Below are 17,912 nucleotides of genomic sequence, written 5' to 3' on the forward strand. Positions count from 1 at the left end.
GGGCCGGACGTCACGTCTCGAGCCGATATCCGAGCAGGCGGTCAACCTCACGCAGAACGTGTGACACATAGGGGCGATTGCCTCGCGGGCTGTCGAACCCCGAGGCAACCAGGCGAACCCAGGCCGGTCGACGACGAAATACGTGGAACTCGATATAGCCCTTCGGCTGCTCGGACCAGGGGTCGGCTATGGTCGCACTGTGCTGCACCCAGGCCTTGTAGGTGTGCACCCTGACAGCCCCGGGCAGATCATCGGCGTCGAGCAGGTCGACCAGGGCCAACAGCTTGGCGTGGGCTCTCTTTGCGCGCACGACGAAGGCGAGCTCGTCGTAGAAGTCGTTCATCAGCTCATGGAGCCGTCTCTGCCTGGACAACCACTCGGGATCGACCATGACGAAGTCGACGCGCACACCGCGACCGACAGCCTCCACGATGTGGTCCACCTCCATGGTGACCCCCGTCAGGCCGACGCCGAAGCAGAGCACCCGCTCATTCGCCGCACCCCACACCTCCCGCAGATCGGTCTCCCGGCTGTAGTCACCGCCGACCGCCTCGATGCCTCGCATCCTGCGCCGCTCCTCGTCCCGGCGACGCGAGGACTCGATCAGCTCGCGGTACACCCAGAGCGGCGCCACCACCACGACCACCGCCGTCATGCAGTAGACGATGACGCGCGCCGCCTGCTCGGGTACGACGTCCGGCACGAACGTCAGAGCAAGGTTCGACGCTATCCCGAGCGCCACGACAACCAGGCCGCCCCGAGCCCACACTCCGCGTTCCGTCACAGGACCGTCTCCGGACGCCCGCCCTCCTCGCCGAGCACGACGCCCTCGTCGCCCGGCCCCAGGGCGGGCGGCCGCCGCTGACCGGGCACTGGATGCCCCACCGCGAGCGCGAGCGAGTGCAGCACGTGCTGCAGGATCGGCGGGTTCAGGTCGTCGTCGCCGTCGTACTGCTTCAGCCCGATGCCGAGGCGCTCGATCGACTTGCGGTAGAGGTGGAACTCCACGTAGCCGGAGGCCTCGGGCGTGCCGGGGTCCCGGATCGAGCCGCTGTACTGGACGGTGGTCCGGTAGGTGTGGATGTTCAGCTGGCCCCTTCCGGCCTCGTTGATCTGCCGGGCGAGTCCCTCCAGCCGGTCGTGCGCCTGGAGCACCTGGCCGATGAACGCCTCGTCCCGGTCGTAGTACCCGTCGATGGTCGCGGCGATGGCCGGGTGGTCCACGAGCCACTCCGGGTCCACCTTGATGACGTCGACGTCCACCCCACGGTTGACCATCGCCCAGATCAGGTTGGGGTCGCGTGCGACGCTCGTCATGCCGAAGCCGAACACGACGACCTGGCGGCGTGCCGACCGCCAGATGTCGAGCGACGCGTTCCGGTGCTCGCGGTCCGCGCTGACCCATTCGATACCGCGGTACTGGCGCAGCTCGTCGACGAGCCGGGCCCGCTCCAGCTCGGCCTCGCGCTGCACGCGCTGGCGTGCGGCGAAGGTCTGCTCGAACAGGTAGACGACGGCTATGACTCCCGTCGCCACGGCCGTGGTCCAGACGATGGCGACCGTCACGCGGTGCGGCATCACGTCGGGAACGAACGTGAGTGCGAGGTTCGACATCGCGCCGAGCGCGACGACCAGCAGACTTCCCCGTGCCCAGTTCTGCATGTGGACCACCCCCAGGGCTCGCGCACAACGACCTGGTCCTTTTCCTTCGATGCTAAGGCAACGGATTGGTCAAGTCTACATATTTACGAAACATCAGTTTCGTATGGCGCGTCCCCGGTACGGTCTTGCCACACCCCTAGGCCGCGACCAGTCCCCCGAGCTCCAGCGCCTCGGCCCGCGCCCGCCGCGCCTCGTCGAACCGCTCCTGGTCGTGGAGCGCGAGCGCCAGGGTCCGCAGCGCCTCCACGAGACGCGGGCGGTACTTTGCGGCGTTCTCGGCCAGGAGCTCCCGCAGCAGGGCGACGGCCTCGCGCACCAGCTCGACCGCCTCGTCGCCGAGCCGGAGGACGGCGAGGAGCGCGCCCAGGTTGCTCAGCGACTGGGCGAGCCGGGCCCGGTACCGGTGCGGGTCGGCGTCGGCCAGGCCGCGCCACGTCCTGGTCGCCTCGTGCTCGGCGTCGAGCGCCTCCTGCGACCGGTGCAGCCGGGAGTGGGTGACGCCGAGGGCCGACAGCGCCTCGGCCAGCTCGGGGACGTACCGCCCCGGGTCCTCCGCGGCGAGTCGCCGCAGCACCTCGACGGCCTCCTGCTGGAGCTCGCGCCCCTCCTCCCACCGGCCCGCGTCGGAAAGCCGGACGCTCAGCGCCTGGAGGGAGCGGGCGAGGTCCGCCAGGTAGCGACCCGGGTTCTCCTGGGCGGTCCGCCGGCGGACGGCGACGGCGTCCATGAGGTGCGCCGTCGCGTCGCCGGTCCGGCCCAGCGCGGTGAGCACACTCCCCAGCGCCTCCAGCGCGTCGCCGAGGCCGGGCAGGTGCGCGTCGGGGGCGACCGCGACCAGGCGGCGCCGGAGCTCCAGCGCCTCCTCGGCGGGGGCCTGCGCCTCCGCGCCCCGGTCCAGCTCCAGCAGCCGGCGCGCCACCTCGGTGAGCGAGCGGGCCAGGGGCGCGGCGCACCGCTCGGGGCCGCGGCGGGCGAGCTCGCGCCACAGCGCGACCGCCTCGCGGCTCGGCCCGAGCGCGACCAGCGGCTGCCCCAGCTCGGCACGCGTCGCCGCCGCGGCCGTCTCCGCGGCGGCCAGGTCGAACGCGACCGCGTCCGGGTGGTCCGCCGCGACCAGGCGGAGCAGGCACCCGGCCTCCTCCTGGCAGGGCAGCGCGTCGGCCGGGCGGCCCTGGGCGGCGCAGGTGGCGCCGAGGTGCGCCAGCACGGCCGCCAGCCGGGGCCGGTACCGCCGCGGGTCGGACTGGGCCGCCTCGCGGAGCAGGCCGGCCGCCTCCCGCTCGTACGGTTCGGCGTCGGCGGCCCGGCCCACGTCGCCCAGCGCGAGACCGGCGTCGGCCAGGGCGTCGGCGCGGCGCGCGACGTCGTCGCGGCCGGTGGCGGCGAGCGTGCGCAGCGCGACCTCGGCGCGCAGCTCGCCGAGCGTGAGCGACGGGCGCGGGAGGACCCCCGTGACGGTGCGCAGCGTGTCGGCGTCCGCGGGGAGCGCGGCGACCGCCGCACCGAGCAGGTCGAGGGCGGCGTCGAGGTCGCCGGTGCGTCCGTCGAGGCGGTCCACGACGATCCCGGCCGTGCGCAGCGCCGCCCGGCGGACCGCGGGCGTGCCGGCCCCGGACAGGCACGCGCCGAGCAGCTCGGGCACGTCGGTGAGCTCCGCGAGCAGGTGGGGGTCCACCAGGCGGGCCGGCAGCGCCCGCTGCGGGTCCAGGTCGAGCAGCCACCGGCCGACGTCGTGCTCCGCGCCCGGCCGCAAGCCCGGCAGGACGGCGGCGACGCGACGCACGAGGCGCTCCGCCGTGTCCGCCGTCCGCACGCCGGTCAGGGTGGCCGTGGCGACGAGACCGTCCAGTGCCTCCGGCAGGAGGCCCGCCTCGCCGAGCAGCCCGGCCTCCTCGGCGGAGCGGTACCAGGTCCAGCGCTCGTGCTCCAGCAGCTCGTCGAGGGCGTCGGAGACGTCGACGGGCACCGGGCCGCCCTGACCCCGCGCCTGCGCGCGCAGGACGGCGCACAGCGCGGCCGCCTGCAGGTCGAGCATCCGGGCGCCACCCGGGACCGAGGCCACCGAGACCTGCGGCGCGCGCAGCCCCAGGGCGTCCGCGTACGGCTCGACTAAGGCCGCCACGACCCGCGCGTCGACCTGCCCGGGCAGCACCGCGGCGGGGAGGTCCTCCCGCGCCCGGCCGGCCTCCAGCAGCACGCGGACGGCCAGGTCGGTCGCCGCGAGCCGGTCGAACCACGGGCCCGCGCCCCGCGCGACCAGCACGATGCGCAGGGCGCCGTTGCGGCCCCGGGCGGCGTCGGCCAGCAGGGCGGCCAGCGCCGGCCCGCGCGTGTCGGCGTCGTCGACCAGCAGGAGGGCCGGTGCGCCGTCGGGGACGGCGGCCAGGGCGCGCGGCTCGGCGCCGTCGGGCACGTTCAGGCAGGTCCAGCCGGCGCGGGCCATGTGCTGGGCGAGCTCGCGGGCGAGCCGGGTCTTGCCCACCCCGCCCGGGCCGGTGACCAGCCGGACCCCCACCGGTTCGGGGCTGGTGCACCACACGACGAGCGAGGCGTGCTCGGCGCGCCGGCCGACGAACGGCACGACGTGTCGTTCCGGCACGAGCAGCCGTCCGGGCGACATCGTGTGCGCGAGCGCCGTACGGCGGCGTGGCGACAACGTGGACACACCGTCAGTGAACCCCAATCCCACCCGAAGCGGTTATCACACCGAAATGGGCGGGCACGGGGCATCTCGTGGTGCGGCGTCAGGGTGCGTCGCGCAGCCGCTCCTGCTCCTCGGCGAGGATGGTGCGCGACAGCGTGGCCTCGGACGACGCGGCCTCCGCCGGCGCGGCCACGTCGACCGCGGACGGCGAGGCGTCGGTGATCTCGGACTGCCGCGCGAACTCCTCGAACAGCGCCGACTTGGACCCGAGGATCTCCATCATCCGCTGGTCCACGGACTGCTCGACCAGGAGCCGGTGCACCTGGACGGTGCGGGTCTGGCCCATGCGGTGGGCGCGCGCCACGGCCTGCGCCTCGATGGTGGGCTTGACCTGCGGCTCGCAGAAGATGACGACGCTCGCGGCCTGCACGTTGAGCCCCACTCCCCCGGCGGTGATCTGGCTGACCAGCACCGACGGTCCACCCGGAGTCGACAGCGCGTCCACCATCGTCTGCCGCTCCGGCACGGGCACCGACCCGGTCAGCGGCCCGACGGCGAGGTCGCCGAGCAGGTCCATGACCTGCTGAAGGACCGACAGGAAGTAGGAGAAGACGATGACGCGGCGGCCGGCGTCGACCGCCTCGGTGACGAGCTCGCGCAGGCGGACCAGCTTGGCCGAGTCGTCGGCCGCGGAGACGGCGAACGCGGCGCGGCGCATCTTCATGAAGTTCCCGGCGAGCACGGCGTCGCGGTAGGCGGCGCCGTCGACCGGGCCGAACTGCTCCCACTCCTCGACCTGCACCATCTCGGGCAGCTCGGTGAGCACGTCCTCCTGGTTGCGGCGCAGGTAGGCGGGCGCGACGATCCGGCGGAACGCCTTGGCTCCCGAGAGCCCGGCGTTGGGGTCGAGCTGGCCCGCCACCTCCGGCTGCAGGTAGCCCACCATGTTCTTGAACTCGGCGACCTTGTTCTCCATCGGGGTGCCGGACAGGAACAGGACGCGGTCGGACCGGTCGGCCCACCGCCGTACCTCGCGGCCGCGCAGCGTCTCGGGGTTCTTCACGTAGTGGGCCTCGTCCACGACCAGGAGCGCGGGCCGCAGGTCGTAGGGCAGGTCGAGCCGGCCGAGGACCTCGAAGGTCGTGACGGCCACGCCGCCGTCGGTCACCCAGCGCGCCGCGGCCTGCTCCCGGTCGGTGCCGTGCAGCACCACGGCCCGCAGGTCGGAGTGCTGCTCCACCTCGCGCTTCCAGTTGGTGACGACGCTCGCGGGGCACACCACCAGCACGTGCGTGCCGCCCGTCGCCACCAGGTGCGCGGCCACCGCGATGGACTGCATGGTCTTGCCCAGCCCCATCTCGTCGCCGAGGATGGTGCGCCGCTGCACCAGCGCGTACTTCGCGCCGAACTGCTGGTAGCCGCGCAGGTTGGCCCGCAGCAGGGTCCGGTCCAGGGGTTGCGCCTCGACGCGCCGCACGACGTCGGCGGGCAGGCCGCCCTCCGCGGCCTCGTGGTCGTCGCCCAGGTCCGCGACCTGCGAGAGCAGCCCGTAGTACTCGGCGGACCGCGCCTCGAAGTCGGCCCACACCTCGCCACCCTCCGGCGGCTGCCCGACGGCGGCGCGCACCGCCCGCGCGTCGTCGGTCAGGCGCGCGGCCTCCACCTGCTCCGCGAGCGCCGAGACCGCCGCGAGGGCGGCGGCCTTCCGGTCGGCGGGCGCGACGAGCCGGCGCCAGACGCTGGTGGCGAGGCGGGCGGGCTCGAGGTGCGCGGGCACGACGTCGGCCACGCGGCGGGCCTCGTCGAGGTGCCGGTGCCGGGCGTCGGTGGCCAGGCCGAACGCGTACAGGGACTGGACGAGCACGGTGGCGTACGGGTCGTCGGGGTCGACGTCGATGCGGAAGCGCAGGTCGGCGTCGACCTCGTCGGCGAGCTCGCGGGCGGCGGAGGTGGCGAGCTTTGCGGTGCCCGCGCCGATGCCGGCCTCCACCAGCCGGTCGGTCCCCGCGACGAGCACCTGGGTGACGTGCTGGTAGCCGGCCTTCTCCAGGACGGCGACGCGCAGCTTCTTGCGCCGCTCCTCCAGCGCCGTGACGGGGACTGTGCGCAGGTCGGCGTGGACGCGGACCTCACGGGTCGCCGTGTACGCGTCGCGCACGCGCTCGCGCAGGCCGAGGTCGGCGGTGGTGAGCAGCCGGGCGTCGTCGAGCAGGGACTCGGCCTGCTCCAGGACGCGGCGGGCCGCGCGTGCCTTCCACGGCCGCGGCGGGCCGGCGGCGGGGGCTGGTGCAGGGCTGGGGAGGGTCGTCTGCTCGGTCATGGCGCTGCGAGCGTACCCGGATGGTCTGACATGCCCCATTTACGACGGGTCTAGGTTGGGGGCATGACCAACGAGCAGAGCAAGTTCGGCGGGACGCCCGTCACGACGGTCGAGGAGCTCCGCGAGATCATCCCGCCGCCGCTGGGCGCCGCGGCGGGCAAGGTCCGCCCGGCCCTGCACGAGCTGGACCGGCAGTGGCTCCAGGACGCGCCCCTGTGCCTGGTCGCGACGTCGGACGCCGCGGGCAACCTCGACGTCTCACCGAAGGGCGACCCGGCCGGGTCGCTGGTGCGGGTGCTGGACGACCGCACGATCGCGATCCCCGAGCGTCCCGGGAACCGGCGCACCGACGGCTTCCTGAACGTGCTGGCCAACCCGCACGTCGGCCTGATCTTCGTGATCCCCGGCCGCGGGGACACGCTGCGCGTGAACGGCCGGGCCCGTCTCGTGCGCGACGCGCCCTACCTCGCCGACCTCCAGGTGCACCGCAACGTGCCGGTGCTCGCGCTGGAGGTGGACGTCGACGAGGTGTTCCACCACTGCTCCAAGGCGTTCCTGCGCTCGAAGACCTGGGACCCCGTGACATGGGGGCAGGAGTCGGTACCCCGCCGCGCGGTCATCTCGCGGACCCTGGAACGCAAGGACGCCAGCCTCGCGGAGCTCGACGCGTACTACGGCCCGGGGTACGCCGAGACCATCTACGGCTGAGCGCCCGGGCCGGGGTGAACTTCGCGGCTCTGGTTGGCAGTCCCCGGGCACGGAGGGACGATGCGAACATGTCCGCGCCTCCTCCGGAACAGCCCGCACCCGGCCCTACCCCGCCGCAGCCCGCGCCGGGCGGGGGCCGGCCCTACCCCGCCCCACGACCGCGGCGGACCGGCCCCAAGGTGCTCACGTTCACTGCGATCGGCGTCCTGCTGGTGGGTGTGATCGTGGCCGTGGTGGGCTTCGCGGGGGCCGCCCGGGGCATCGTCGAGCTGGTGCCGACGGACCTCGTCACCAGCGAGGGGACGGCCGGCAGCGACGCGCTCGCCCTGGGACCGTCCACCACGCCCGTGGCCTTCGACGTCCAGGAGCGGGGCGCCTACCTCGTCCTCGAGGTCTCGCAGGACTCGTCGACCAGCCTGCCCACCTCGTCGGTGGGCGCCCAGGGACCGAGCGGCCCGGTGCGCATCAGCCGGCCGGACCAGTCCGGCTCCCTGGAGGTCAACGGCTGGACGGTGCACCCCGTCGGGGTGCTGGTCCCCGACGAGGAGGGTACACACGCGATCGTCGTCGACCCGCGGGTCGCGACCGACGACGTGAGCATCGCCGTGAGCGGCCCGTACAACGCGGAGAGCGTGGCCGGGATCGGCGGCAGCGGACTCGTCCTCCTGCTCGGCCTCCTCATCGGGGGGCTGGGCTTCCTGCTGCTGATCGGCGGCATCATCTGGTGGGCGCTCGCCAAGAAGTAGGTCACGCCGGCGTGGCCGGCCCCTGCTCCGCCATCCCGAGCATCGCCCGGACCGGGGCCACACCCGCGAGCGTGACGTCGGGCCGGTGCAGGTCCGGGCGCGCCACCCACAGGTCGCGGGTCATCCGGTAGCGGTTCTCCGTGGCCGCCGTGCCCTGCCGGTCCACGCGCGCGACGCCGTTCGGCGCGTAGCCGAGCGACCGCGTCACGCCGTTGGACTCCGGGTTGTCGTCGAACGCCTCGGTCGTGGCGACGGCGGCGTCGAACCCCTCGAACAGCAGGTGCAGCGCCATCAGCCGCATGCGCTTGCCGAGGCCCTGGCCGTGGTGGGCCAGGCCGAGCCACGAACCGGTCCCGGCGGAGCGGGTCGCGGTGAACGCCGTGGCCGCCACGCTCTGGACGCCCACGGGCTCGCCGTCGCGGAACACGGCGAGCTCGAGCGCCCAGGCCTGGGGTGACGCCTTGCCGCGTGACGCCCAGTGGTACTGCAGGAAGCCGCGACGCACCTCGTCCGGCTCGCCGAGGTTCCACGGGACGAGGAACGGGCTCCGCCCCGGCGGATGGACACCCGCCACGGCGACGTCGGCCAGGCGGACGAGCTCGGCGTCGTCGGGCAGGCGCAGCTCGAGGTCGCCGCTGGTGACCCGGAGCCCGAACGGCGGGAAGGCTGTGGCGAGATCCATCGCCCGACCGTTCCAGGTCACGCCGCGCGCGGGCAACCTGAAAACCGGGACGCGGGCCCGGCCCCGGGAGGCCGGGGCAGCACCATCTCGGGCGTGTCGCGGAGCCGACGGCGTGTCGCGGGGGGGGCAAGCTGCACCCGGACGAGGGGTGTCGGTTTCGGTGAACTTCGGCCGTCGGGGGCCCGCGGAATCCACCTCAGCCGAACAGTCCACCCGAGCCGAACTTGCCGGGGCTGGGATGTACGGGGTTCAGCCGGCCCGACACCCCTCACCCGGGTGTGCATCACCACCGGGCGCGGTCACTCGCGGCCTCCGATCCCGGCACCGGCCGTCCCAGGCGACGCCCGTTCCGCACCACAGCCGGTCGACCCTGTGGACAGGCTTCACGCACGCACGTCGCCGGGCAGGCTGGTCGCATGGCACGCACCAACTACGACCCGCTCGACCGCGACCCGCTCTTCGACGGCACCCTCGACCCCGATCTCGACGACGACGTCGACGCTCCCGTCGTCACCCCGCGACGCGCTCCGACCCTCTACCTCGACGGCCTGGCGCTGGTGTGCGCGGCCGCCGTCCGGTTCGAGGCCGCACGACGGGGCCTCAGCCAGCGGCAGATCGCCGCAGAGGTCGGGCTGTCGCGGGCCGCCGTCTCCGAGCGGTTCCGCGGTCGGACCGCCTGGACGCTGGACCAGGTCGGCATGCTCGCCCAGCTCTTCGGCTGCGACGTCGCCGTGCTGGTCACCGAACCGCGCAAGCCGGCGCGGGAGCTGGCCGGGAACTACGGCTGAGCCCCGCTCACTCCACCCCGCTCACTCCACCCCCGGTCACTGCACCCCGCTCACTCCACCCCCGGTCACTGCACCCCGCTCACTCCAGGGTGGCGTCCGCCGCGTGCAACGCCACCGCGCCGAGGTCGCCGTCGGCCTGGGCCGCCCAGGCGTGCTGGCGCGACGCGCCGTTGCCCCGGGCCCAGAGCCCGCCGAGCAGCTCGGTCACGGTGTCGAGGTCGCCGAGGTCCACGAGGACGTCGCGGACGTGCTCCACGAGCGCGCCCACGACGTCGTGCGCCGGTGCCGGCCGCCAGGTCCGCGGGTCCACGAGGTCGCCGGAGAGCCCCGAGCGGCCCGCCCGCCAGAGCGCCGTGCGCAGGATCTCGACGGGCGGTTCGGGCGGCGGCTCGCCGGACGCCGCGGCGCGCGCCGCCGTCTCCACGAGGCCCCGCGTTAGCGCGGCCAGCAGCGTCGCCGTGTCGGCCGAGAGGCACACGTCGGCGACCCGGATCTCGACGGTCGGGTAACGCGCCGATAGGCGGGCGTCGAAGTAGACCATCCCCTGGTCGAGGATGGTGCCCGTCGCGACGAGACCCGCGACGGCGGCGTGGTACGCCTCCGGCGTCCCGAATGTCCGGGTCGGACCCGCCGTGGGCCAGCGCGACCAGACCTGCGAGCGGAAGCTCGCGTAGCCGGAGTCGTCGCCCATCCAGTACGGCGAGTTCGCCGACAGCGCCAGGAGCGGCGCGAGCCACGGCCCGATGCGGTCGAGCACGGCGACGCCCTCGGCGTCGTCGGCCACGGAGACGTGCACGTGGCAGCCGCTGGTGAGCTGCTCACGGGCCGTCAGGCCGAACTCGGCGCGCGCCTGGAGGTAGCGGAGCTTGCCGACCGTCGTCCCGGCGAACGCGAGCGGCGACGTGCCGAGGGCCGCGATCCGCGCGTCGTGCCGCTCGGCGGCGGCCTGGGCCCCGGCCCGGCCCTCACGGATCGCAGCGGCGACGTCCTCCAGCGTCGAGCGCGGCGGCGTGGCCGTCTCGATCTGCTCCTCCATGAACTCGTGCTCCAGCGGGCCGTCATCCGGCTCCGCCGTCCCCAGCACGTCCTGGGCGCGCGCGATCGGCCGGCCGTCGTGCCCCACGAGCATGAGCTCTTCCTCGACGCCGACGGTGCGCCTGCTCGCCGTCACCGCACCTGTCGCAGCGCCCGTCACAGTGCTCGTCACAGCAGGGCGAGCGCCGCGAGGGCGTCCCGGGTGGCGTCCGCCGCCGTCATGCGCTGCGCCCGGACGATGTGGTCACGGCTCGCGTGGTCCAGGAACTGGACCGGGAGGCCCATGTGCACCTGGGGCGTGCCGATGCCCTGCTCCCCCGCGCGTTGCGCCAGCATGTCGCCGACGCCGCCGTCGACCACGCCGTCCTCGACCGTGACCACCAGGTCGTGCTCGCCGCAGAGCTTGACCAGGTTCTCCGGCACGGGCAGCACCCACGTCGGGGAGGCCACGGTGGCCTCGACGCCGTGGGCCGCGAGCGCCGCGCCGGTCTCCATGGCGCAGGCCGCCATGGAGCCCACGCCGACGACGAGCACCTTGCGGGTCACCGTGGCCTGGGCGCGGTTCGCGTCCGGGGAGAACCGGCCCACGACGTCCACGCCGTCGAGCTCCTCGACCGCGGGGATGTCGTCGCCGACCGCGCCCTTCGGGTAGCGAACCACGGTGGGCGCGTCGTCGACGTCGACGGCGGCGCGCAGGGCGGCGCGCAGGGTCGTCTCGTCGCGGGGTGCGGCCAGGCGCAGGCCGGGCACGATGCGCAGCATCGCCATGTCCCACATGCCGTTGTGGCTGGCGCCGTCGTCGCCGGTGATGCCGGCGCGGTCCAGGACGAAGGTGACGCCGGCCTTGTGCAGGGCGACGTCCATGAGGACCTGGTCGAACGCGCGGTTCAGGAACGTGGCGTAGACGGCGACGACGGGGTGCAGCCCGGCGTAGGCCATGCCGGCGGCCGACGTCGCGGCGTGCTGCTCGGCGATGCCGACGTCGAAGGTGCGCTCGGGGAACTGCTCCTGGAAGGGCGCGAGGCCCACGGGGTGCAGCATGGCGGCGGTGATGGCGACGACGTCGGACCGGCGGCGGCCGATCTTGACGATCTCGTCGGCGAAGACCTTGGTCCAGCCGAACCGGCTGGCGGCGACGGGCAGCCCGGTCTCGGGGTGGATGACGCCGACGGCGTGGAACCGGTCGGCGATGTCGTCCTCGGCGGGCTTGTAGCCGCGGCCCTTCTCGGTGATGGCGTGCACGATCACGGGGCGGCCGTACGCCTTGGCGCGGCCGAGCGCGCGCTCGAGCGCCTCGGTGTCGTGGCCGTCGACGGGCCCGATGTACTTGATGCCCAGGTCCTCGAACAGGCCCTGCGGGGCGACGACGTCCTTGAGGCCCTTCTTCAGGCCGTGCAGCCAGCGCCACGCGAAGCGGCCGGGCGCACCGGAGCGGTGCAGGGCGCGCGTGCCCCAGCTCAGGAAGGCCTCGTACCCGCGCGTGGTGCGCAGGGTGTCGAGGTGGTTGGCGAGCCCGCCGATGGTCGGTGAGTAGGACCGGCCGTTGTCGTTGACGACCACGACGAGCTTGCGGTCCCGGCTCTCGGCGATGTTGTTCAGCGCCTCCCAGGCCATGCCGCCCGTGAGGGCGCCGTCGCCGATGACGGCCACGACGTGGTCGTCCTTGCCGCGCACCTGGTTGGCCTTGGCGATGCCGTCGGCCCAGGACAGGGCGGTGGAGGCGTGGGAGTTCTCCACGACGTCGTGCTCGGACTCCGCGCGGCTCGGGTAGCCGGACATGCCGCCGCGCTTGCGCAGGTCGGAGAAGTCGTGGCGGCCGGTCAGGAGCTTGTGCACGTAGGACTGGTGGCCGGTGTCGAACACGAGGGTGTCGCGCGGCGAGTCGAAGACCCGGTGCAGGGCGATGGTCAGCTCGACGACACCGAGGTTGGGGCCGAGGTGCCCGCCGGTGCGCGAGACGCTGTCCACCAGGAAGCGGCGGATCTCCTCGGCCAGCTCCGGCATCTGCCCGGGCGTCAGCGCCCGGACGTCCTCGGGCGAACGGATGTCGCTCAGCAAGCCCATGCGCGTCCTTTCGTCGTGCCCGGTGAGGGGCGAATCGGGGCCCCACTCTAAGGGGAACCGACCACTCCACTGTGCCACGACAGGGGTGCCTCCCGTGCCTGTCTCCGATACCTCCACAACGATGTGGCCGGACTCATAGGCACAGGCAGGCAAACTCTTTACTCTTGGTGAACGTGCGATTCCTCGACGAGCAGGCTCCGGCAACCGACCTCACCTATGGCGACGTGTTCCTCGTCCCGTCACGCTCGGACGTCACGTCGCGGTTCGACGTCGACCTCGCGTCCGACGACGGCACCGGCACCACCATCCCCGTCGTCGTCGCGAACATGACCGCGGTGGCCGGCCGGCGCATGGCCGAGACGGTCGCGCGGCGCGGCGGTATCGCGATCATCCCGCAGGACGTCCCGGCCGACGTCGTGGCCGGCGTGGTCGCGGACGTCAAGGCCAAGGACCCCGTCATCGAGACGCCGGTGGTGGTCGCCCCGCAGGACACCGTGCACAGCGTGCTGACCCTGCTGGGCAAGCGTTCGCACGGCGCCGCCGTCGTGGTGCAGGACGACCGGCCCGTGGGCGTCGTGACCGAGTCCGACTGCGCCGACGTGGACCGGTTCACCCGGGTGTCCGAGGTGATGTCCGCCGAGCCACTGCTGCTTCAGGCCGCCCTGCTGGACGGCCCGGGCGGGCTGGAGGCGGCGTTCGACGTGCTGCACTCCGCACGGCTCGACCTCGCGCCCGTGGTCCGCGACGGCCTCCTGGCCGGGGTGCTGACCCGCAAGGGCGCGCTGCGGTCCTCGATCTACTCCCCCGCGCTGGACGCGGCGGGCAGCCTGCGCGTCGGCGCGGCGGTGGGCATCAACGGCGACGTCGCCGCCAAGGCCAAGGACCTGCTCGCCGCGGGTGTGGACGTGCTCGTGGTCGACACCGCGCACGGCCACCAGACCAAGATGCTCGCCGCCCTGGAGGCCGTGCGGTCCGTCGACCCGGACGTGCCCGTCGTGGCCGGCAACGTGGTCACGGCCGACGGCGTGCGCGACCTCGTGGCGGCCGGCGCCGACATCCTCAAGGTCGGCGTGGGCCCGGGCGCCATGTGCACCACCCGCATGCAGACCGGCGTGGGGCGGCCGCAGTTCTCCGCCGTCCTGGAGTGCGCGGCCGCCGCACGCGAGCTCGGCAAGCACGTCTGGGCCGACGGCGGGGTGCGCCACCCCCGCGACGTCGCCCTCGCGCTGGCCGCCGGCGCGTCGCAGGTGATGGTCGGCTCCTGGTTCGCCGGCACGTACGAGTCGCCGGGCGACCTGAAGGACGACGGCACGGGCCGGCTCTACAAGGACTCGTTCGGCATGGCCTCGGCCCGGGCCGTCGCCGCGCGCACCGCCGGGAGCGGATCGGCGTTCGCCCGGGCGCGCAAGGCCCTGTACGAGGAGGGCATCTCGACCGGCAAGATGTACCTCGACCCGGCCCGGCCCGGCGTCGAGGACCTGCTGGACGAGATCACCTCCGGCCTGCGCTCCTCGTGCACCTATGCCGGGGCCCGGTCGCTCGCCGAGTTCTCCGAGCGCGCCGTCGTCGGCATCCAGTCGGCCGCCGGCTACCAGGAGGGCATGCCGGTCGCGACGAGCTGGTGAGCGGCCCGGCTGCGCCTCCGGCTCAGACGACGCCGACGACGACGAGGTTGCGCGTCGGGCGCGTCAGCGCCACGTAGAGGTCGCGCTCCCCGCCCGGCCGCGCGGCGGTGATCCCGTCGGGGTCGGCGACCACCACGGCGTCGAACTCCAGGCCGCGGACCTGGGAGACGGGCACCACGCGCACCCCGGTGCCGTCCAGCGCACCGGCGACCTCGGACACCCGCGCGTCCGCGGCGACGACGGCCACCAGGTCGTCCGGCGCTGCGACGGTGAGCGCCTCCGCCTCCCGCACGACGGCGGCGACCAGCTCGCCGGGCGCTGCCGTGACGCGCCGGGGCTCGTCGCCGTGCCGCACCGCCCGGGTGGGCGCCTGGTCGGGGGCGATCCGGGCGAGCAGCGGCGCCGCGACGTCCAGCACCTCGGCGGTGGTGCGGTAGCAGACGGTCAGGGTGCGCACGTCGGCGCGCCGGGCCAGGTCGGCGCCCAGGGCGTCGGCCCACGAGGCCGCCCCGGTCGCCGGCCCGGCCTGCGCCAGGTCGCCGACCACGGTCATCGAGCGGCCCGGGCACCGGCGCAGCACCGAGCGCCACTGCATCGCCGTCAGCTCCTGCGCCTCGTCCACCACCACGTGCCCGTAGATCCGGGCGGGCGGGCCGTCGAGCAGGTGCTCGGCCTCGTCCAGCAGGGGCAGGTGCGCCGCGGTCCAGGCCGGGGTACCGCCGTCGGACGGCGTGCGCCCGGGGTCGGCCAGCCGGGAGTCCGACAGCCCGGGGTCCGTCAGCTCGGGGTGCGCGTCCAACAGGTCCAGCACCACGTCCTGGGCCACCAGGTGCGGCCAGGCGTCCTCGACCGCCCGCTCCAGGGCCACGTCCTCGGCGAGCTCGGCCTGCAGCGCGCCCGGGTCCAGCTCGGCCACGGCGGCGGCGTGCCCGAACCTGCCGCCGTCGTCGGGGGCGAAGCCGAGGCGCGCCAGGTCGCCGGCCGCCGCCTTGTCGACGTCCACGCCACCGGTGAGCACCTCGATGTCCTCGTCCAGCTTGGCGAGGAACACGCGGGCGCGCGCCTGCACCTCGTCGGCCACCCACTCCACGACGAGGTCCTTGAACAGCGCCCGGGCCTGGTTGTGCGGCAGGCCGGTGCCGCCGGCGGTCTCGCGCGCCTCGGCGAGCGCGTGCTCGTCCAGCGTGACCGGGTCGCCGTCGACCAGCACGGTCAGGGTGCCGGACGGCGCCTGGTGGTCCCGCACGATCTGGGCCAGCTCGTCGGCCAGCCGGGCGTCGCCGGCGGCCCGGCGCAGCTCGTGACCCGCGGCCGCGGGCTCGGCCAGGCCGAGGGCGTCCGCCACCAGGCGGTCGGCGGTGCTCATCGCCACGTCGTTCTCGCCGAGGGAGGGCAGCACCTCCGCGATGTAGTCGAGGAACCTGGTGCCCGGGCCGAGCACGAGGACGCCGTCGGTCCGCGCCTCGTCGAAACCCGCCAGGACGTACGCGGCGCGGTGCAGCGCGACCACGGTCTTGCCCGTGCCCGGGCCGCCCTCGACGACGGTGACGCCGCGGTGCGGGGAGCGGATGATCGCGTCCTGCTCGGCCTGGAGCGTGGCCACGACGTCGCGCATGCGGCCGGTGCGGCGGGCGCTGATGGCCTCCAGCAGCGGCCCGTCCCCGACGACGTCGTGCGGCCCCGGCTCGGTGCCGTCCAGGATCTCGTCGCTCACGCGGGACACCCGGCGGCCGTCCAGGGCCAGGTGCCGGCGGCGGCGCAGGCCCATCGGGTGGGCGGCGGTGGCGGCGTAGAACGGGCGCGCGGCCTCGGCCCGCCAGTCGACGAGGAGCTGGTCGTCGCCGTCGCTCAGCCCGGTGCGGCCGATGTGCAGCGTGCGCCCGTCCTGGCCGTCGATCCGGCCGAAGCAGAGGTGGTGCTCGGCGGCGCCCAGGGTGCGGGCGCGCCGGCCCAGCATGGCCACCCGCACCTCGCGCGTGTAGGCCTCGGCCGGGTCCGTCGACGAGGCGCGGACGGCGTCGTCGAGGTCGACGCGCACGCGCTCGGTCTCGCGGTCGAGCCGGGCGTACAGGGCGTCGACGTACTGCTGCTCGGCGGACTGCTCGGTCTGGCGTGGCTGCACCGGGTCTCCTCGTTGTCGGAACCTGGTGTCAACGCGATCGTGCCGCAGAACGTTCCCGGGGGTGCACCGCGCTCGGGCGTGCCGCGCGGCTCAGGGCTCCCGGTTCAGGATTCCCGCGCCCGCTGCCCGAACGTCCCGGCGGTGACCGTCGCCCACGACCGGCGCAGGATGTCCTCCAGCACCGCGAGGTCGACCTGCCCGAGGTCCTTCAGGTACAGGCAGCCGACGCCGGTGGTGTGCGGGCCGAGCCGGGCCAGCAGCTCCGCGTACGCGCCGACGCCGTCCGGCAGGTAGATGGTGCTGGCGGCCTTGCGCGGCGCGAAGCTCGCGGCGGGTGCGTCCCCGGAGTGCCCGGTGGGGTACTCGTAGTGGTACTCGCCGAAGCCGACGACCGACGTGCCGAACATCCGCGGCGCCTGCCCCGTGACCCGTTCCATGAGGTCGCGCAGCGTCTGCGCGTCGCGACGCCGGACGGCGGGCGTCACGGCGTCGAGGTACGCGGCGGGGTCGGCGTCGGTCCACGTGGTCGGCATCGCCCCAGTATCCCGTTCGCCACGGCGCACCGCACCGCACCGATAGGGTGAACGGTTCCGCCGTCCCACCAGCGAAGGAGTCCCCCGTGGTCGCCGCCGACCTCGACGTCACCGTCGACCTCGCCCGGTCCCTCCTGGCCGAGCAGCACCCCGACCTCGCCGACCGGTCCCTGGAGCTGGTCGCGAACGGCTGGGACAACGTGATGCTCCGGCTGGGCGACGACCTCGCCGTGCGCCTGCCCCGACGCGAGCTCGGGGCGCAGCTCCTGTGCAACGAGCACCGGGTGCTCCCCCTGCTCGCGCCCCGGCTGCCCGTCGCCGTCCCGGACCCGGTCCGCGTCGGTACGCCCAGCGCGGCGCTCGGCTACCCGTGGCCGTGGGGCGTCGTGCGGTGGGCCGACGGCGTCGCGGCCGCGACCGTCCCCGCGGCGCGGCGCACCCCCTGGGCCGAGCACCTGGCCCGCGTGTTCGTGGCACTGCACCGGCCGGCTCCGGCCGACGCCCCCGAGAACTCCTTCCGCGGGGTCCCGGTCGCGGCGCGGGACGCGGCGTTCGAGAAGCGCGTCGCGCTCCTGCCGGAACGGGTGCGGCCGCGCGCCCGCGAGATCTGGGCCGACGCCCTGGCGGCGCCCGTCTTCGACGGCACCCCCGTGTGGCTGCACGGCGACCCGCACCCGGCCAACCTCGTGGCCGACGGCGACCGCCTCTCGGCCGTCATCGACTTCGGGGACGTGACCAGCGGCGACCCGGCCTCCGACCTCGGCACCGTGTGGCTCACCTTCGACGCGGAGGGCCGCGAGCGCTTCCGGGCCGTGGTGGACGCCGAGGCGCGCGACGGCCGCGGCTGGGACGCCGGGATGTGGCGCCGCGCGCAGGGCTGGGCCGTGCTCTACGCCGCGATCTGCTTCGCGTACCCCGACACCCACCCGGTCATGGTGGGCGTCGGGGAGCACGCGGTGGAGCAGCTCCTCGGCTGACCCCGC

Annotated in this window: 14 protein-coding genes; 5 read left to right on the forward strand and 9 right to left on the reverse strand. The window is 74.6% G+C overall.

What is annotated here, in order from left to right:
- Positions 1–10: 10 nt before the first annotated feature.
- From ACZ7LE_RS12260 to ACZ7LE_RS12275, 4 genes are all read right to left on the reverse strand, one after another.
- Positions 11–703, reverse strand: coding sequence for a hypothetical protein (locus ACZ7LE_RS12260; RefSeq protein WP_470403547.1), 693 nt, complete (start codon positions 701–703; stop codon positions 11–13).
- Between the two features lie 77 nt (positions 704–780).
- A complete protein-coding gene (locus tag ACZ7LE_RS12265) occupies positions 781–1,662 on the reverse strand; it encodes a hypothetical protein (protein ID WP_470403548.1) in 882 nt (293 codons plus the stop codon).
- A gap of 136 nt (positions 1,663–1,798) precedes the next feature.
- Complete coding sequence (locus ACZ7LE_RS12270) at positions 1,799–4,327, reverse strand: tetratricopeptide repeat protein (protein ID WP_470403549.1); 2,529 nt, start codon at positions 4,325–4,327, stop codon at positions 1,799–1,801.
- Positions 4,328–4,406: 79 nt separating this feature from the next.
- Positions 4,407–6,626: a DEAD/DEAH box helicase gene (locus tag ACZ7LE_RS12275; protein ID WP_470403550.1), complete on the reverse strand. Its 2,220-nt coding sequence runs from the start codon at positions 6,624–6,626 to the stop codon at positions 4,407–4,409.
- A gap of 63 nt (positions 6,627–6,689) precedes the next feature.
- Between ACZ7LE_RS12275 and ACZ7LE_RS12280 the strand changes: the two genes are divergently transcribed.
- Positions 6,690–7,334: an MSMEG_1061 family FMN-dependent PPOX-type flavoprotein gene (locus tag ACZ7LE_RS12280; protein ID WP_470403551.1), complete on the forward strand. Its 645-nt coding sequence runs from the start codon at positions 6,690–6,692 to the stop codon at positions 7,332–7,334.
- A 68-nt stretch (positions 7,335–7,402) separates the two neighbouring features.
- Complete coding sequence (locus tag ACZ7LE_RS12285) at positions 7,403–8,080, forward strand: hypothetical protein (protein WP_470403552.1); 678 nt, start codon at positions 7,403–7,405, stop codon at positions 8,078–8,080.
- A 1-nt stretch (position 8,081) separates the two neighbouring features.
- Here ACZ7LE_RS12285 and ACZ7LE_RS12290 read toward each other — a convergent pair whose 3' ends face one another.
- The gene (locus tag ACZ7LE_RS12290; RefSeq protein WP_470403553.1) at positions 8,082–8,762 is read right to left on the reverse strand and encodes a GNAT family N-acetyltransferase; all 681 of its coding nucleotides are present in this window, start codon (positions 8,760–8,762) and stop codon (positions 8,082–8,084) included.
- 416 nt (positions 8,763–9,178) lie between these two features.
- Between ACZ7LE_RS12290 and ACZ7LE_RS12295 the strand changes: the two genes are divergently transcribed.
- Positions 9,179–9,550, forward strand: coding sequence for a helix-turn-helix domain-containing protein (locus tag ACZ7LE_RS12295; protein WP_470403554.1), 372 nt, complete (start codon positions 9,179–9,181; stop codon positions 9,548–9,550).
- A 79-nt stretch (positions 9,551–9,629) separates the two neighbouring features.
- Here ACZ7LE_RS12295 and ACZ7LE_RS12300 read toward each other — a convergent pair whose 3' ends face one another.
- Both ACZ7LE_RS12300 and dxs read right to left on the reverse strand, forming a co-directional pair.
- Positions 9,630–10,721 (reverse strand): carboxylate-amine ligase, encoded by a 1,092-nt coding sequence (locus ACZ7LE_RS12300; protein WP_470403555.1) that lies wholly within the window; start codon positions 10,719–10,721, stop codon positions 9,630–9,632.
- Positions 10,722–10,753: 32 nt separating this feature from the next.
- Complete coding sequence (gene dxs, locus ACZ7LE_RS12305) at positions 10,754–12,649, reverse strand: 1-deoxy-D-xylulose-5-phosphate synthase (protein ID WP_470403556.1); 1,896 nt, start codon at positions 12,647–12,649, stop codon at positions 10,754–10,756.
- Between the two features lie 173 nt (positions 12,650–12,822).
- Here dxs and ACZ7LE_RS12310 point away from each other — a divergent pair, with 173 nt between their 5' ends.
- Entirely contained in the window at positions 12,823–14,274 is a 1,452-nt protein-coding gene (locus tag ACZ7LE_RS12310) for a GuaB1 family IMP dehydrogenase-related protein (protein WP_470404547.1), read from the forward strand.
- 22 nt (positions 14,275–14,296) lie between these two features.
- On the opposite strand, the gene ACZ7LE_RS12315 is transcribed toward ACZ7LE_RS12310, so the two are convergent.
- Both ACZ7LE_RS12315 and ACZ7LE_RS12320 read right to left on the reverse strand, forming a co-directional pair.
- Positions 14,297–16,396, reverse strand: coding sequence for a HelD family protein (locus ACZ7LE_RS12315; protein WP_470403557.1), 2,100 nt, complete (start codon positions 16,394–16,396; stop codon positions 14,297–14,299).
- Positions 16,397–16,500: 104 nt separating this feature from the next.
- The gene (locus ACZ7LE_RS12320; protein ID WP_470403558.1) at positions 16,501–16,929 is read right to left on the reverse strand and encodes a DUF1801 domain-containing protein; all 429 of its coding nucleotides are present in this window, start codon (positions 16,927–16,929) and stop codon (positions 16,501–16,503) included.
- Positions 16,930–17,015: 86 nt separating this feature from the next.
- Between ACZ7LE_RS12320 and ACZ7LE_RS12325 the strand changes: the two genes are divergently transcribed.
- A complete protein-coding gene (locus ACZ7LE_RS12325) occupies positions 17,016–17,906 on the forward strand; it encodes an aminoglycoside phosphotransferase family protein (protein ID WP_470403559.1) in 891 nt (296 codons plus the stop codon).
- Positions 17,907–17,912: the final 6 nt, after the last annotated feature.

It is taken from the genome of Promicromonospora sp. NPDC110617, assembly GCF_055598465.1.

Coding starts and splice junctions, on each gene's coding strand:
- ACZ7LE_RS12265 (WP_470403548.1), bottom strand. CDS start 1,662: ATGCAGAACTGGGCACGGGGAAGTCTGCTGGTCGTCGCGCTCGGCGCG.
- ACZ7LE_RS12275 (WP_470403550.1), bottom strand. CDS start 6,626: ATGACCGAGCAGACGACCCTCCCCAGCCCTGCACCAGCCCCCGCCGCC.
- ACZ7LE_RS12280 (WP_470403551.1), top strand. CDS start 6,690: ATGACCAACGAGCAGAGCAAGTTCGGCGGGACGCCCGTCACGACGGTC.
- ACZ7LE_RS12285 (WP_470403552.1), top strand. CDS start 7,403: ATGTCCGCGCCTCCTCCGGAACAGCCCGCACCCGGCCCTACCCCGCCG.
- ACZ7LE_RS12290 (WP_470403553.1), bottom strand. CDS start 8,762: ATGGATCTCGCCACAGCCTTCCCGCCGTTCGGGCTCCGGGTCACCAGC.
- ACZ7LE_RS12295 (WP_470403554.1), top strand. CDS start 9,179: ATGGCACGCACCAACTACGACCCGCTCGACCGCGACCCGCTCTTCGAC.
- dxs (WP_470403556.1), bottom strand. CDS start 12,649: ATGGGCTTGCTGAGCGACATCCGTTCGCCCGAGGACGTCCGGGCGCTG.
- ACZ7LE_RS12320 (WP_470403558.1), bottom strand. CDS start 16,929: ATGCCGACCACGTGGACCGACGCCGACCCCGCCGCGTACCTCGACGCC.